Annotated in this window: 11 protein-coding genes; 7 read left to right on the top strand and 4 right to left on the bottom strand. The window is 68.0% G+C overall.

What is annotated here, in order from left to right; genetic code table 11:
• The gene (locus ABZ789_RS18800; RefSeq protein WP_358426774.1) at positions 1-2,019 is read right to left on the bottom strand and encodes an alpha-1,4-glucan--maltose-1-phosphate maltosyltransferase; all 2,019 of its coding nucleotides are present in this window, start codon (positions 2,017-2,019) and stop codon (positions 1-3) included.
• A gap of 520 nt (positions 2,020-2,539) precedes the next feature.
• Between ABZ789_RS18800 and glgP the strand changes: the two genes are divergently transcribed.
• Complete coding sequence (gene glgP / locus ABZ789_RS18795) at positions 2,540-5,119, top strand: alpha-glucan family phosphorylase (protein WP_358426771.1); 2,580 nt, start codon at positions 2,540-2,542, stop codon at positions 5,117-5,119.
• A 17-nt stretch (positions 5,120-5,136) separates the two neighbouring features.
• Here the strand turns inward: glgP and ABZ789_RS18790 are convergent, their stop codons facing one another.
• Genes ABZ789_RS18790 through ABZ789_RS18780 form a run of 3 tightly spaced genes read right to left on the bottom strand, consistent with a single transcriptional unit; the run spans position 5,137 to position 9,105 of the window.
• Positions 5,137-7,164, bottom strand: a complete 2,028-nt coding sequence (locus ABZ789_RS18790; RefSeq protein ID WP_358426769.1) for an ATP-dependent DNA helicase — start codon at positions 7,162-7,164, stop codon at positions 5,137-5,139.
• A 25-nt stretch (positions 7,165-7,189) separates the two neighbouring features.
• Positions 7,190-7,780, bottom strand: coding sequence for an isochorismatase family protein (locus ABZ789_RS18785; protein WP_358426766.1), 591 nt, complete (start codon positions 7,778-7,780; stop codon positions 7,190-7,192).
• Positions 7,781-7,785: 5 nt separating this feature from the next.
• On the bottom strand, positions 7,786-9,105 hold the full coding sequence (locus ABZ789_RS18780; RefSeq protein WP_358426822.1) for a nicotinate phosphoribosyltransferase: 1,320 nt from the start codon (positions 9,103-9,105) through the stop codon (positions 7,786-7,788).
• A gap of 81 nt (positions 9,106-9,186) precedes the next feature.
• On the opposite strand from ABZ789_RS18780, the gene clpS reads away from it, so the two are divergent.
• The 6 genes from clpS (at position 9,187) to rph (ending at position 13,626) form a co-directional block, all read left to right on the top strand.
• Positions 9,187-9,519: an ATP-dependent Clp protease adapter ClpS gene (gene clpS / locus ABZ789_RS18775; RefSeq protein WP_358426763.1), complete on the top strand. Its 333-nt coding sequence runs from the start codon at positions 9,187-9,189 to the stop codon at positions 9,517-9,519.
• A 24-nt stretch (positions 9,520-9,543) separates the two neighbouring features.
• A complete protein-coding gene (locus ABZ789_RS18770; RefSeq protein ID WP_358426760.1) occupies positions 9,544-10,119 on the top strand; it encodes a DUF2017 domain-containing protein in 576 nt (191 codons plus the stop codon).
• Positions 10,080-11,210, top strand: coding sequence for a P1 family peptidase (locus tag ABZ789_RS18765; RefSeq protein WP_358426757.1), 1,131 nt, complete (start codon positions 10,080-10,082; stop codon positions 11,208-11,210). Before ABZ789_RS18770 ends, ABZ789_RS18765 begins: the two co-directional genes overlap by 40 nt.
• An 83-nt stretch (positions 11,211-11,293) precedes the next feature.
• A complete protein-coding gene (locus ABZ789_RS18760; RefSeq protein ID WP_358426754.1) occupies positions 11,294-11,920 on the top strand; it encodes a rhomboid family intramembrane serine protease in 627 nt (208 codons plus the stop codon).
• Positions 11,921-12,041: 121 nt separating this feature from the next.
• The gene (locus tag ABZ789_RS18755) at positions 12,042-12,803 is read left to right on the top strand and encodes a cyclic nucleotide-degrading phosphodiesterase (protein WP_358426751.1); all 762 of its coding nucleotides are present in this window, start codon (positions 12,042-12,044) and stop codon (positions 12,801-12,803) included.
• A gap of 34 nt (positions 12,804-12,837) precedes the next feature.
• Positions 12,838-13,626, top strand: coding sequence for a ribonuclease PH (gene rph / locus ABZ789_RS18750; protein ID WP_358426746.1), 789 nt, complete (start codon positions 12,838-12,840; stop codon positions 13,624-13,626).

Raw genomic sequence — 13,626 nt, 5'->3', positions numbered from 1 at the left:
TCACGACTGCCTCCTGTAGGCGAGCGTTGTGCGGGTGGGGATACCGATCGGGGGCAGTGCCAGGATGTGCGCCACCGCCCGCCATGGTTCGAGACGCACGAAATTGGCCTGTCCCCAGGAGTACTGTTCCCCGCTCACCTCGTCGTAAACGGAGAAGCGGTCGTGCCAGTCATGTCCGAGTTGCGGCATGTCGAGCCACACGGTGCCCTGTTCGGCTCCGTACGGGTTGAGATTGATCACCGTGAGCACGCAGTCGCCGGAGGACGGATCGAACTTCGAGTAGGCGATCAGGGCGTCGTTGTCGACGTGATGGAAGGTGATATTGCGCAGTTGCTGCAGAGCCGGGTGGGCACGACGGATGCGGTTGAGGGTCGTCAGCCACGGCTCGAGCGATTCGCCGCGGCGGCGGGCCTCGTCGAAACGCCGCGGTCGCAGCTGGTACTTCTCCGAGTCGAGATACTCCTCGCTGCCGGGCCGGACCGCGACGTGCTCGTACAGTTCGTACCCCGAGTACACGCCCCAGGACGGCGACATCGTGGCGGCGAGCGCCGCTCGCAGGGCGAACATTCCCGGCCCACCGTGCTGCAGTGATTCGTGCAGGATGTCGGGGGTGTTGACGAACAGATTCGGTCTTGCCTCGTCGGCCTTCGCGGCGATCTCGTTACCGAATTCGGTGAGCTCCCATTTCGCTATCCGCCACGTGAAATACGTGTAGGACTGCGTGAATCCGCGACGCGCGAGCCCGTACAGGCGGGCCGGTCGGGTGAACGCTTCCGACAGGAACAGTACGTTCGGATCGGTCCGCTTGATCTCGGCGATGAGTTGTTCCCAGAAACTCGGCGGTTTGGTGTGCGGGTTGTCGACGCGGAAGATCTCCACACCCGATCGGATCCAATGGCGGACCACGCGCAGGACCTCGGCGTAGATACCGTCGGGGTCGTTGTCGAAATTGATGGGATAGATGTCCTGGTACTTCTTGGGTGGGTTCTCCGCGTATGCGATGGTGCCGTCGGGAAGCACGGTGAACCATTCCGGATGCTCACGGGCCCACGGATGGTCGGGAGCGCACTGCAGCGCGAGGTCGAGCGCGACCTCGAGATCGAGTTCCTTCGCGCGCGTCACGAAATCGCGGAAGTCCTGCTCGGTTCCGAGTTCGGGATGGATGGCGTCGTGTCCGCCTTCGTCGGAGCCGATAGCCCACGGCGATCCGACGTCGTCCGGGCCGGCGACGAGGGTGTTGTTCGGCCCTTTGCGGTTGACTCTGCCGATCGGGTGGATCGGGGGGAGATAGACGACGTCGAAGCCCATCGCCGCTATGCGCGGCAGGTCGGCTGCGGCAGTGGCAAAGGTGCCGTGCCGGGGGGTTCCGTCCTCGTGCCAGCCTCCGGTGGAGCGCGGGAAGAACTCGTACCACGAACCGAACAGCGCGCGGCGACGGTCGACGAGCGCCGTGAACGCCTTTCCGCGCGTGACCAGTTCGCGGAGCGGATGGGCGCGGAGGATTTCCGTCACGTCAGGGGAGAAGGCCGGGGCCACGCGCTCGGGTAGCGAGCGTTCCGAGCGCAACGACAGGGCGACGGCGAGCAGCGCGGGACGACTGCCGCGGGGGGCGCCCTTCGCGGCCTTCTCGAAGATCCGTGCGCCGAGCTCGAGGTCGTTCGCGAGTTCGGTGGCGTCCTGTCCTGCGTCGAGCTTGGCGGTGACGGCATGGCGCCAGGTCGCCACCGGGTCGCTCCATGCCTCGACCCGGTAGGTCCACATACCCACACTCGTGGGCGAGAAAGTGGCATGAAAGTTATCCGGTAGGTCGCCCGGGACCATGGGGATGCGCACCAGCCTGCCTGCGGATTCCGGGTCGTCGGCGGGTCCTCGGACGGCGAGTGTCGCGGCGATGGCGTCGTGGCCCTCACGCCACACGACGGCGGAGACCGGCACCACCTCCCCGACGACCGCCTTCGTCGGATAACGACCTCCGTCGATGGAGGGTTGTACGTCGTCGATGGCGAGCCGACCTGTCACGCTAGCTCCGTTCCGTGCGGGTCCGTAGTGGACGAGCAGGGCCGATGTGGGCAACGGCCTTGTCTCGCACCACCGTAATGGAGGTGGCGCCGCACGGCTGTACGTGCGGCGGGACCCGCGCAGGATCCCCTGTGCCGAACCGAAAGTATCTGTAACTCAGCGTTCACTTCCGTTGACCGGAAGGCAACACCGGACCTCCTACTGTTTGTTCTGCAACACAACAACAGCCTCGGCAGAGGCACGGCGAAAGGATGAAAGTATGGGTTTGGTTGCCGGTTTGATCGAGGTCGTCGGAAGCCTTCTGCATCTGCTTCTCGGCGGACTCTGATCCGCCGGCCGACGGGGGGTCGGCCATCGGAAGGGAAGCCCCGCGGTGTGCACACCGCGGGGCTTTTCGTGTGCGCTCGCCATCGCCCGGCGCACCTCCGGGCGGCTCCGCGCGACCGGTCGCGGAAGTGACCTGCGCCGGATGTGCCGCCACACCCGTCACGAGCCGCCGATGATCGGTAGTGTTCCCCCCGTGAAAGCACTGCGCCGGTTCACCGTACGAGCCCATCTTCCTGAGCGGTTGGCTGCGCTGGGAGCCCTGACCGCGAACCTGCGGTGGTCGTGGCATCCCCCCACCCAGGATCTGTTCGAATCCGTCGATCCGGATCTTTGGCGTAGATACGGCAACGACCCGGTCCGCCTGCTCGGTGAGGTGCCACCGTCGCGACTCGACGCACTCGCCGAGGACGGCGAATTCCTCGCCCGGCTCGACGCGGCGGCTGCGGACCTCGAGCACTACCTCACGCGTCCCCGCTGGTATCAGGAGCAACAGCAGCGCCGCACGGAACTGCCCAACGGGATCGCCTACTTCTCGATGGAGTTCGGTGTGAGCGAGGTGCTCCCGAACTACTCCGGCGGACTCGGCATCCTCGCCGGCGACCATCTCAAGGCCGCCTCCGATCTCGGTCTGCCGCTCATCGGCGTCGGCCTGCTCTACCGCTCCGGCTACTTCCGGCAGTCGCTCAGCGCCGACGGCTGGCAGATGGAGCACTATCCCTCCTACGACCCGCAAGGTCTGCCGCTCCGACTGCTCACCGAGGCGGACGGCAGTGCCGCGCTCGTGCACGTCGCCGTTCCGGGAGGGCGAACGCTCGACGCGCGGATCTGGATCGCCCAGGTGGGACGCGTGCCGTTGCTGCTGCTCGATTCCGACCTTCCCTCCAACGACGAAGAGTTGTGCGGAGTGACCGACCGCCTCTACGGCGGCGATCAGGATCACCGGATCAAGCAGGAGATTCTCGCCGGCGTGGGCGGGGTGCGTGCAGTGCGTGCCTATACGCGCATCCACGCTCTTCCCGAGCCGGACGTCTTCCATATGAACGAGGGCCACGCGGGCTTCCTCGGTGCCGAACGTATCCGCGAACTCGTGACGGGTTCCGGACTCGAATTCGACGAAGCACTCGCGGCGGTGCGGGCCGGTACCGTCTTCACGACACACACGCCCGTGCCGGCGGGCATCGACCGCTTCCCGATAGACCTCGTGCGGCACTACTTCTCGGGCACCAACGGCGAGAACGAGTCGGCGCTGCTACCCGGTCTGACCGTCGACCGCATCCTCGCCCTCGGTCGCGAGAGCAATCCGAACGTGTTCAACATGGCGCACCTCGGTCTGCGCCTTGCGCAACGCTGCAACGGCGTGTCGAAACTGCACGGCGAGGTCAGCCGCGGCATGTTCGAAGGGCTCTGGCCCGGCTTCGACGCCGCCGAGGTGCCCATCGGATCGGTCACCAACGGCGTGCACGCCCCGACCTGGGCCGCGCGCGAATGGGTGGCGCTCGCGAATCGGCTCGCCGGACCCGACCGCGTCGAGGAGGCGCGCGGCTGGGAACTGCTGCAGACCGTGGACCGCAGGGAGCTGTGGGCGACCCGTAACGAACTGCGCGCCCAACTCGTCGCGGAAGTGCGACGCCGGTTACGCGAGTCGTGGCTCGAACGCGGCGCGACCGAAGCCGAACTCGGCTGGATCGAGTCGGTCTTCGATCCGAATGTGCTCACGGTGGGCTTCGCGCGGCGTGTGCCCACCTACAAGCGCCTGACGCTGATGCTGCGCGATCCCGAACGGTTGCGGGCGCTGCTGCTCGACGACGAGCGGCCCGTCCAACTCGTCGTGGCAGGCAAGAGTCATCCTGCCGACGACGGTGGTAAGGCGCTCATTCAGCAGGTCGTGCGGTTCGCCGACCGTTACGACCTGCGGCACCGCATCGTGTTCCTGCCCAATTACGACATGTCGATGGCCCGTTATCTGTACTGGGGATGCGACGTCTGGCTGAACAATCCGCTGCGGCCGCTCGAGGCGTGCGGCACCTCCGGCATGAAGTCGGCGCTCAACGGCGGACTCAACCTGTCCATCCGGGACGGCTGGTGGGACGAGATGTTCGACGGCGAGAACGGCTGGGCGATCCCTACCGCCGACGGAGTCGACGATGCCCGCCGCGACGATCTCGAGGCCGCCGCCCTGTACGAACTGCTCGAGCGCTCTGTGCTGCCGCGCTTCTACGATCGCGACCCGGACGGTGTGCCGGCCCGCTGGGTCGAGATGGTGCGTCATACTCTCGAGAATCTCGGTCCGAAGGTGCTCGCCTCACGGATGGTGCGCGACTACGCCGTCGACTACTACTTCCCCGCAGCAGCCGCGGCCGCTGCGGTGACCGCCGACGACTTCGCGGGAGCACGGGCGGTGGCCGAGTACCGGCACCGGATCGATGCGGCGTGGCCGGGAGTGCGTGTCGCGCAGGTTGATTCGACTCCCATTCCCGAAGTACCGCGGATCGGACTGCCGCTGGGTCTGACCGCCCACGTGCAACTCGGGGAGTTGACCCCGCAGGATGTGGAGGTGCAGGCCGTCGTCGGTCGTGTCGGCCCCGACGACGTGATCGTCGATCCCGTCACCGTGCCGATGGAACACACCGGTAGTGACGTGCTCGGCGAGGAATTCACCGCGACGGTGCCGCTGCCGCTCGCCGGGGCGGTCGGCTACACCGTGCGGGTACTGCCCAAGCACGATCTGCTCGCAACACCTGCCGAACTGGGCATGGTCGCCCTACCCCAGTAGCAGGTCCGGCCGGGTGCTCAACCGCGCAGACGCGTGAGTGCCCGGCGGACCACTGCCGGGTCGGCCGTCTCCCAGAAGGGTGGCAGCGACGCGCGCAGATATCCGCCGTACCTGGCCGTCGCAAGGCGCGAGTCGAGAATCGCCACCACGCCCCGATCGTCGGTGCTGCGCAGCAACCGTCCGACCCCTTGGGCCAGCAGCAGGGCGGCATGATTCGCGGCGACGGCCATGAACCCGTTGCCCCCGCGCGCCTCGACGGCACGCTGCCGGGCGACCAGCAGTGGGTCGTCGGGACGCGGGAACGGAATCCGGTCGATGATCACCAGTGACAGCGACGGGCCCGGGACGTCGACGCCCTGCCACAGCGACAAGGTGCCGAACAGGCTCGTCGCTTCGTCGGCCGCGAACTTCTCGACCAGCGCACCGGTCGCGTCGTCGCCCTGGCACAGGATCGGAGTGTCGAGACGCTCCCGAAGGGCCTCGGCGGCGGCCTTGGCGGCACGCATGGAGGAGAACAGTCCGAGTGTCCGTCCTTCCGCAGCGGTGACGAGTTCGGCGATCTCGTCGAGATGGGAGGGGGCCAGGCCGTCGCGCCCCGGGGGCGTCAGATGCTTTGCGATGTAGAGGATCCCGGATTTGGCGTGGTCGAACGGTGATCCGACGTCGATGCCGTTCCACGCGATCTCGCCCTTGTCCGAGGGCGGTTCGGCGCCGGACGCGGAGGTGGTGTCGCTGCGCGACGGCGACTGCGGCGGCAGACCCCAGTTGACGGCGAGACCGTCGAACGATCCGCCTACCGTGAGCGTCGCCGACGTGAGTATCACGGTGGACTCGCCGAACAGCCGGCTGCGCAGTAACCCGCCGACCGACAACGGTGCGACCCGCACCGTGCGGCGGACGTTGCCGCGGAACTCGTCCGCAGCGAGCCACACGACGTCCGGTCGTTGCGAGGGATCGCGCTGCTCGAAGGTGGTGAGCACGCGGACCGCACAGTCGTGCACCTCGTCGATTTCCGCCAGGGCCTGACTGCGTGCGGCGGCGACCTCGGGATCGGTGCCCGGCTTCGCCGGGCCGATCGCCGTGTGCACCGCCCACGCGGCGTCGCGGATCGATGCCAGCGCGGCGGCGGCGCCTTCGGGCAGTTCGTCCCAGCGACCCGGTGGCAGATCCTCGAGAAAGGACTCCCAGTTCTCGGCGGCGCTCTCGAGACGGTCGATCTCCTCGTCCTCGACGAGTTTGAGACACCGGCGCGCGGCCGCGGACACCGTTCCCGACGACAGCTCGGCCGTGGCGACGTTCGTGACCCGATCGACGAGTTCGTGCGCCTCGTCGACGACCACGACATCGTGTTCGGGGAGGATCGAAATGCCGGTGATCGCGTCGATCGCGAGGAGGGCGTGGTTGGTGACGACCACGTCGACCTGTGCCGCCTCGGCACGTGCGATCTCGGCGAAGCAATCCTCGCCCACCGGGCACCGCGACTTTCCGAGGCATTCGCGCGCTGTGACGCTGAGCTGGCGCCACGCCTGATCGGAGACTCCGGGGGAGAGGTCGTCGCGATCGCCGGTCTCGGTGGTGGACGACCACTCGGTCACCCTCCGCACCTCGCGGCCGATGCGCGACAGGGCGAATGCGTCGAACAGTTCTGCGTCCGGGGTCTCCTCCGCGAGCCCGGTGTGAATTTTGTTCAGGCACAGATAGTTTCCGCGACCCTTCAGGATCGCGAACCGGGGACGACGCCCGAGGGCGTCGGCCAGCGCCTCCGCGAGCCGCGGCAGGTCGCGCTCGACGAGCTGTCGCTGCAACGCGATGGTCGCGGTCGAAACCACCACCGTGCGGCCCGTCTTCACCGCGTACCGGATGCTCGGCACGAGATAGGCGAGCGACTTGCCGGTGCCTGTGCCGGCCTGCACCGCGAGGTGCTCGCCGGTGTCGATGCTGTGCGCCACGGCCGAGGCCATCGTCAACTGATTACGCCGCTCCTTGCCACCCAGCGTCTGTACCGCGGTTCGCAACAATTCGGGGACTTCGGGGAGATCCGGCACCGGCACAGGGTATCGGGCCCCACCGTCACGTTCGGTCTGCGACCCCGCTACCTGTGACTTCGGTGACGAGAGCGACGCCGGCCTCCCGGAGACGGTCGAGGGCGGCGCGGGTCGTCGCCTCCGACACCCCCGCCGTGTACGGCAGGAGCACGCGCGCACGGAAGCCCTCCGTCACCGCATCGAGCGCGGTGGCCCGCACACAGTGGTCGGTGGCGATACCGACGACGTCCACATCGGTCACAGCGCGTTCACGTAGCCACGCCGCCAGGGCAGTGGCATCGGCGTCGGTACCTTCGAAACCCGAATAGGCCGCCGCGTAGGCGCCCTTCGAGAAGACGGCCTCGAACCGGTCCGTCGCCAGATCGGGATGGAAGTCGGCGCCTGGGGTGCCCACCCGGCAGTGCGGAGGCCACGAATCCACGAAATCGGGTGCGTCGGAGAAGTGCGCTCCCGGATCGATGTGATGGTCGCGCGTCGCGACTATGTGCGCGTAGTCGCCACCGGACGAGCGCAGCAGTCGGGTGATCGCCGCCGCCACCGCCGCCCCACCCGTCACGGCGAGCGAACCACCCTCGCAGAAATCGTTCTGAACATCGACGACCAGCAGTGCGCGCATCGGAATCACCCCTCACGGACGAAACGGGTGGGGATCGCGGGATCCCCGGCGGAGAGCGTCAGACCCTCCCACGGCAGTCTCACCATGCCCTGCCGGAGGAACTCCCGGCTCTCCTCCAGCGTAGGCAGGCCGTCGACAGGCTCGCCGCCGCGGACCAGTGGCACCATCAACGGGTGCACCTGCGAACCCTCGCCGGGCGGAACCTGTTGGGCGCTCGCGGGGTAGACGACCTCCTCGACGAGCGTGCCCGTCCTGCGCGCGTACCGCACGGCCTTCTTCGCGCCTCCCCGTGATTCCTTCGCCGCACTGCGCTTCTCGACCGGAAGCCCGTCGACCTCCACGAGCTTGAAGACCATTCCTGCGGTCGGAGCGCCCGAACCGGTGACCACCGAGGTGCCCACCCCGTACGCGTCGACCGGTTCGGCGCGCAGGCCGGCGATTCCGTACTCGTCGAGATCGCCGGACATCACGATCTTCGTGCGGGTCGCACCCAGTCCGTCCAGTTGCCGCCGGACCTGGCGGGCGAGCACACCCAGGTCACCCGAATCGATCCGCACCCCGCCGAGTTCGGGGCCGGCCACCGCCACCGCGGTGTTCACGCCTTCGGTGATGTCGTAGGTGTCCACCAGCAAGGTGGTGTCCACCCCGAGGCTCTCGACCTGGCTGCGGAAGGCGGACGCCTCGTCGCGGCCTTCCGTCGTCGTGTGCAGCAGCGTGAACGCGTGCGCGGCTGTTCCCGCGGCGGGGATACCGTACCGCTGCGCGGCCTGCAGATTGGAAGTCGAGTCGAAGCCGGCGAGATAGGCGGCGCGCGCGGCCGCAACCGCGGCTTCCTCGTGGGTGCGGCGCGAACCCATCTCGATGAGAGTGCGACCGTCGGCGACGCCGACCATGCGTGCCGCCGCGGATGCGACCGCACTGTCGTGATTGAAGATCGACAGAGCCAGCGTCTCGAGCAGCACGCACTCGGCGAAGGTGCCACTCACCGACAGAATCGGTGACCCCGGGAAGTAGAAGTCGCCCTCGCGGTAACCGTCGATGTCACCGGAGAACCGGAAGTCGCGCAGCCATTCGACGGTTCGCGGCCGCAGGAAACCGGCCGCGAGTGCGAGTTCGGTTTCGCCGAAGCGGAACGACGAGAGTGCTTCGATCAACCGGCCCGTGCCCGCCACGACGCCGTAGCGCCGGCCGGCCGGAAGCCGCCGGGCGAAGACCTCGAAGACGCACGGCCGGTCGCCCGAACCGTCCGTCAGGGCAGCCTCGAGCATCGTCAGCTCGTACTTGTCGGTGAACAGCGCGGTGCCGGAGCGACCGGCAGGGAGCATGGCTTCGGGCACTCGAACACTGTAGAGCCACGCGCAGCGGGGCGGGTTTTTCACGGTGCTCCGAAGTCGTACCCTGGGACCATGGCGCCGTGTAGCACGAACACTCCGCTCGACGTCCAGTTGATGGCAGGACAGGCCGTTCCCGCCGAAGCCGAAATCGTTGAGGAAGTCGAAGCGGTCGACCGGCCATGGGTGACCGTGGTCTGGGACGACCCCGTCAACCTCATGCACTACGTGACGTTCATATTCCAGAAGCTCTTCGGCTACAGCAAGGCCAAGGCCACCGAACTCATGCTCAAGGTCCACAACGAGGGCAAGGCCGTCGTCTCCAGCGGGTCGCGTGACAAGATGGAGCACGACGTGCAGCGTCTGCATGCCGCCGGTCTGTGGGCGACGATGCAACGCGACGAATGACCCCCACAGGAGGACCCGACCGACGTGCGGCAGTGGACCAGGAAGAACTCGCTCAGCGGCCCCAAGCTCCGGTCCGAGATGGACGCCCATGAGGCGTCGGTGTTGCGGTCGCTGGTGGCTTCCGTGCTCGGCATGCTCGACGAGCGCGCCGGAGCGACTCCTCAGGACGACCTCGCGGCGCTGACCGGACTGCGCACCGGTAACGCGAATCCGCCCGAGATCCCGGCGCTGCGGCGGCTCCTTCCCGACTTCCATCGCCCGGACCCCGAATCCGCCGCCGACCTCGACGACCCCGCCGACCTCAACGGCGCGATGCGGAGCCTGCACGAACCGAACATCATCGATGCCAAACTCGCGGCCGGCGCGGTCATCCTGCGTACCGTGCCGGAGAGCGGCGGCAAGGTGGTGCTCACCCCGGAACAGGCCGAAGCATGGCTGTACGGCCTCAACGACGTGCGACTCGCGCTCGGAGCGACCCTCGATATCGACGACGACACTCCCGACGTCCTCGACGACGACGATCCGCGTGCCCCGCACCTCGACGTCTACCACTGGCTGACATGGATGCAGGACTCCCTCGTGCAGGCGCTCCAACCGTGATCGTTCCCGGTCCGACCGACTCGCTGCTCGATGTCGCGGGTCTGAAGGTCGGCCACTGGCAACGTCTGGACTCCGAGGTCACGGTGGGCACACATGAGGTCCCCGGGACGGGTGCCGCCACCGGATGCACCGTCGTGCTCGCCGATCCGTCGGCGGTGGCGTCGGTGGACGTACGCGGTGGCGGCCCCGGCACGCGGGAAACCGACCTGCTCGAACCCGGCCATTCGGTGCAACGTGTCGACGCGATTCTCCTCACCGGTGGCAGTGCATACGGACTCGCCGCCGCCGACGGAGTGATGAGCTATCTGGAGAAGAGCGGCAAGGGAATACCGATGGGTGCACCCGGTGCGGTCGTCCCCATCGTCCCCGGTGCCGTCATCTTCGATCTGCCGGTGGGGCAGTGGTCGGTGAGGCCGACCGCCGATTCCGGGTGGACCGCAGCCGCCACCGCGAGTTCGAACGACTCGGCGCGCGGCAGCGTCGGAGCCGGCACCGCGGCCCGGGCCGGAGCGCTCAAGGGCGGGCTCGGATCGGCGAGCGTGCGGATCACGGACGGTCCTGCCGCAGGTGTCACCGTGGCGGCGTTGATGGTCGCCAACCCGGTCGGGTCGGTCTTCGACAGCGCGACGGGTCTTCCGTGGGGTCTCGACGCCGCCCGGGCCGAGGAGCTGGGATTGTCGTCCCCTTCGCAGTCGGATCTGGCTGCAGCGCGGGCACTCGTCGACAAGGGCACCGTTCTCAACACCACGATCGGGGTGGTCGCGACCGATGCGCCGCTGTCGAAGGCGGCATGTCGTAGGGTCGCGGTCGCCGGCCACGACGGTCTGGGCCGGGCGGTCCGTCCCGCGCATTCGCCTCTGGACGGCGACACGATCTTCGCCCTGTCGACCGGCACCGCCGACGTCTCGGAGGCGCTCCGCGACCGGCCGTCGATCCCGGCGTTCGCCACCGAACTGCCGATCCTCGCCGGGGTGTGCGAGGCCGCGGCCGTGGTGGTCGAACGCGCGATCGTCGACGCGATCCTGTCCGCGACCCCGGTGGCCGGCATCCCCACTTATCGCGACGTGTTTCCGTCGGTATTCGGGCGCTGACCAGCAGACGGACTTCGGGCGCCGACTGCGAGGCAGCCTTCGTCGGGCGACATCCCGACCTGCAGACACGGCAGAATGGTCACATGACGACTCCCATCGGTACCGGCGCCCCCACCCGACCGCGTCCGATCTGGCAGCGTGCCGGTCTGTGGGTCGGTGGATTCGTTGCGATGCTCTACGGCATCGAAGCTGCCGACACGGTGCTTCCGGCCGATCTCGACGCGGCCGGTGTCGAACCGCGCACGGCCGACGGGTTGTGGGGCATCCTGTTCGCGCCGATCCTGCACGCCGACTGGGCCCATCTCACCGCGAACACGGTTCCGGCCCTCGTCCTGGGCTTCCTCGTGTTGCTCTCGGGGATCGCGCGCGGGCTCGCGGCGACCGCGATCATCTGGGTGGTCGCCGGGCTAGGGACGTGGTTGATCGCAGGGTCCGGCGAAACCCACATCGGAGCATCGAGTCTCATCTTCGGCTGGCTCACATACCTCATCGTGCGCGGGGTGTTCACTCGCAAGGGCGGTCAGATCCTGATCGGCGTCGTGGTTCTGCTCCTCTACGGCGGGATGCTGTGGGGCGTGCTGCCGAGCGAACCGTGGATCTCCTGGGAAGGGCACCTTTTCGGCGCGGTCGGCGGCATCCTCGCAGCGTGGGTGTTGTCCGCCGGCGACCGCCGAGCGCGCCGCACCACCACATCGGTCCTTCCGCGCTGACCGTCCCGGCGCAGCGGGCCCGAAGGATCCGCGCGTCACACCTTTGCGGCTGCTGTGAGTCTGCGCCGCAATCCGGGCGTTGGCTTCATCGAGGGACCTTCGGCATGGCAGCATGACCTGTATGCGCATGACCGTTCTGGGGTGCTCGGGAAGTGTGGCCGGGCCGGATTCCGCAGCTTCCGGCTACCTGCTGACGGCACCGGACACCCCACCCCTGGTCATCGACTTCGGTCCCGGTGTCCTCGGGGCACTCCAACGCCATGCCGATCCCGGTGAAGTGTCGATTCTGCTGTCCCATCTGCACGCCGATCATTGCCTCGACCTGCCGGGGCTGCTGGTCTGGCGCCGCTACTCGCCGTCTCCGCCGCAGGGACGGGTCGTCACCTACGGTCCGGCGGGCACCGCCCACCGTATCGGGGCGGCATCTGCCGAGATCCCCGGCGAGGTCGACGACATCAGTGACACCCTCGACGTCCGGGTTCTCGACGACGGCCAGAAGATCCGGTTCGGGAGCCTGACCATATGTCCGGGGCGTGTCCACCATCCGCCCGAAGCCTACGGTTTCCGCATCACCAGCGACTCCGGACGCACCCTCGTCTACACCGGCGACACCGGCATGTGTGATTCGGTCGTCGAACTTGCGCGTGGTGCCGACGTGTTGCTGGCCGAGGCATCGTGGACGCACGCCCCCGGAGAGCGCCCCGAAGGGGTGCACCTGTCCGGCACCGAAGCCGGTCGCGTCGCAGCTCTCGCGGGCGTGGGGGAACTCCTCCTGACGCACATCCCGCCGTGGACCTCTCGCGAGGACGTCATCGCGGAGGCGAAGAGCGAGTACTCCGGCCCGGTCCACGCCGTCTCGGCAGGAGACGTGTACCGCATCTGAGAGGCCGTTCGCGGGATCGCCTAGGCTCGGACGAGTGACGACACGAGAAGACGGCAGAGCGGACGACGAACTCCGGACCATTCGCATCACCCGCGGTTTCACCAACCATCCCGCGGGCTCCGTGCTCGTCGAGTTCGGTCAGACCCGCGTGATGTGTACCGCCAGCGCCGAAGAAGGCGTGCCGCGGTGGCGCAGGGGCTCCGGTCTCGGCTGGCTGACCGCCGAGTACGCAATGCTTCCCGCTGCCACCCACACTCGCAGCGGACGTGAGTCGGTGAAGGGGAAGCTGGGCGGCCGCACCCAAGAGATCAGCCGTCTGGTCGGCCGGTCGCTGCGGGCGTGCATCGATCTCGCTGCCCTCGGCGAGAACACGATCGCGATCGACTGCGATGTGCTGCAGGCCGACGGAGGCACGCGGACCGCAGCGATCACGGGCGCCTATGTCGCACTGTGCGATGCGGTCACCTATCTGCGTGCGGCGGGCCGTCTCGCCGACCCGCAGCCCATCTCGTGCCAGATCGCTGCCGTCAGCGTCGGTGTGGTCGACGGCCGTGTCCGTCTCGACCTGCCGTACGAGGAAGACGTGCGCGCCGAGGTCGACATGAACGTCGTGGCCACGGAAACGGGCACCCTCGTCGAGGTTCAGGGCACCGGTGAAGGTGCGACCTTCCCGCGCTCCACGCTCGATACGATGCTCGATTCTGCGCTCGCCGGTGTCGAGGAACTGTGCCGGATCCAGCGTGAGGTGCTCGCCGAACCGTACCCCGGCGCACTCCCCGAACCTGTCGGTCCTGAGATCGTCAAGAAGAAGTTCGGAGTCTGA

This window comes from Rhodococcus sp. NPDC047139 (assembly GCF_040643435.1).
Classification (GTDB): domain Bacteria; phylum Actinomycetota; class Actinomycetes; order Mycobacteriales; family Mycobacteriaceae; genus Rhodococcus.
This window is presented reverse-complemented; position numbering and strand designations above follow the sequence as displayed.

What these genes read in the sequence shown, in the direction of transcription:
- ABZ789_RS18755 (WP_358426751.1), top strand. Translation starts at nt 12,042, where the DNA reads ATGCGCATGACCGTTCTGGGGTGCTCGGGAAGTGTGGCCGGGCCGGAT.
- ABZ789_RS18780 (WP_358426822.1), bottom strand. Translation starts at nt 9,105, where the DNA reads ATGCTCCCTGCCGGTCGCTCCGGCACCGCGCTGTTCACCGACAAGTAC.
- ABZ789_RS18760 (WP_358426754.1), top strand. Translation starts at nt 11,294, where the DNA reads ATGACGACTCCCATCGGTACCGGCGCCCCCACCCGACCGCGTCCGATC.
- clpS (WP_358426763.1), top strand. Translation starts at nt 9,187, where the DNA reads ATGGCGCCGTGTAGCACGAACACTCCGCTCGACGTCCAGTTGATGGCA.
- ABZ789_RS18785 (WP_358426766.1), bottom strand. Translation starts at nt 7,780, where the DNA reads ATGCGCGCACTGCTGGTCGTCGATGTTCAGAACGATTTCTGCGAGGGT.
- ABZ789_RS18765 (WP_358426757.1), top strand. Translation starts at nt 10,080, where the DNA reads ATGGATGCAGGACTCCCTCGTGCAGGCGCTCCAACCGTGATCGTTCCC.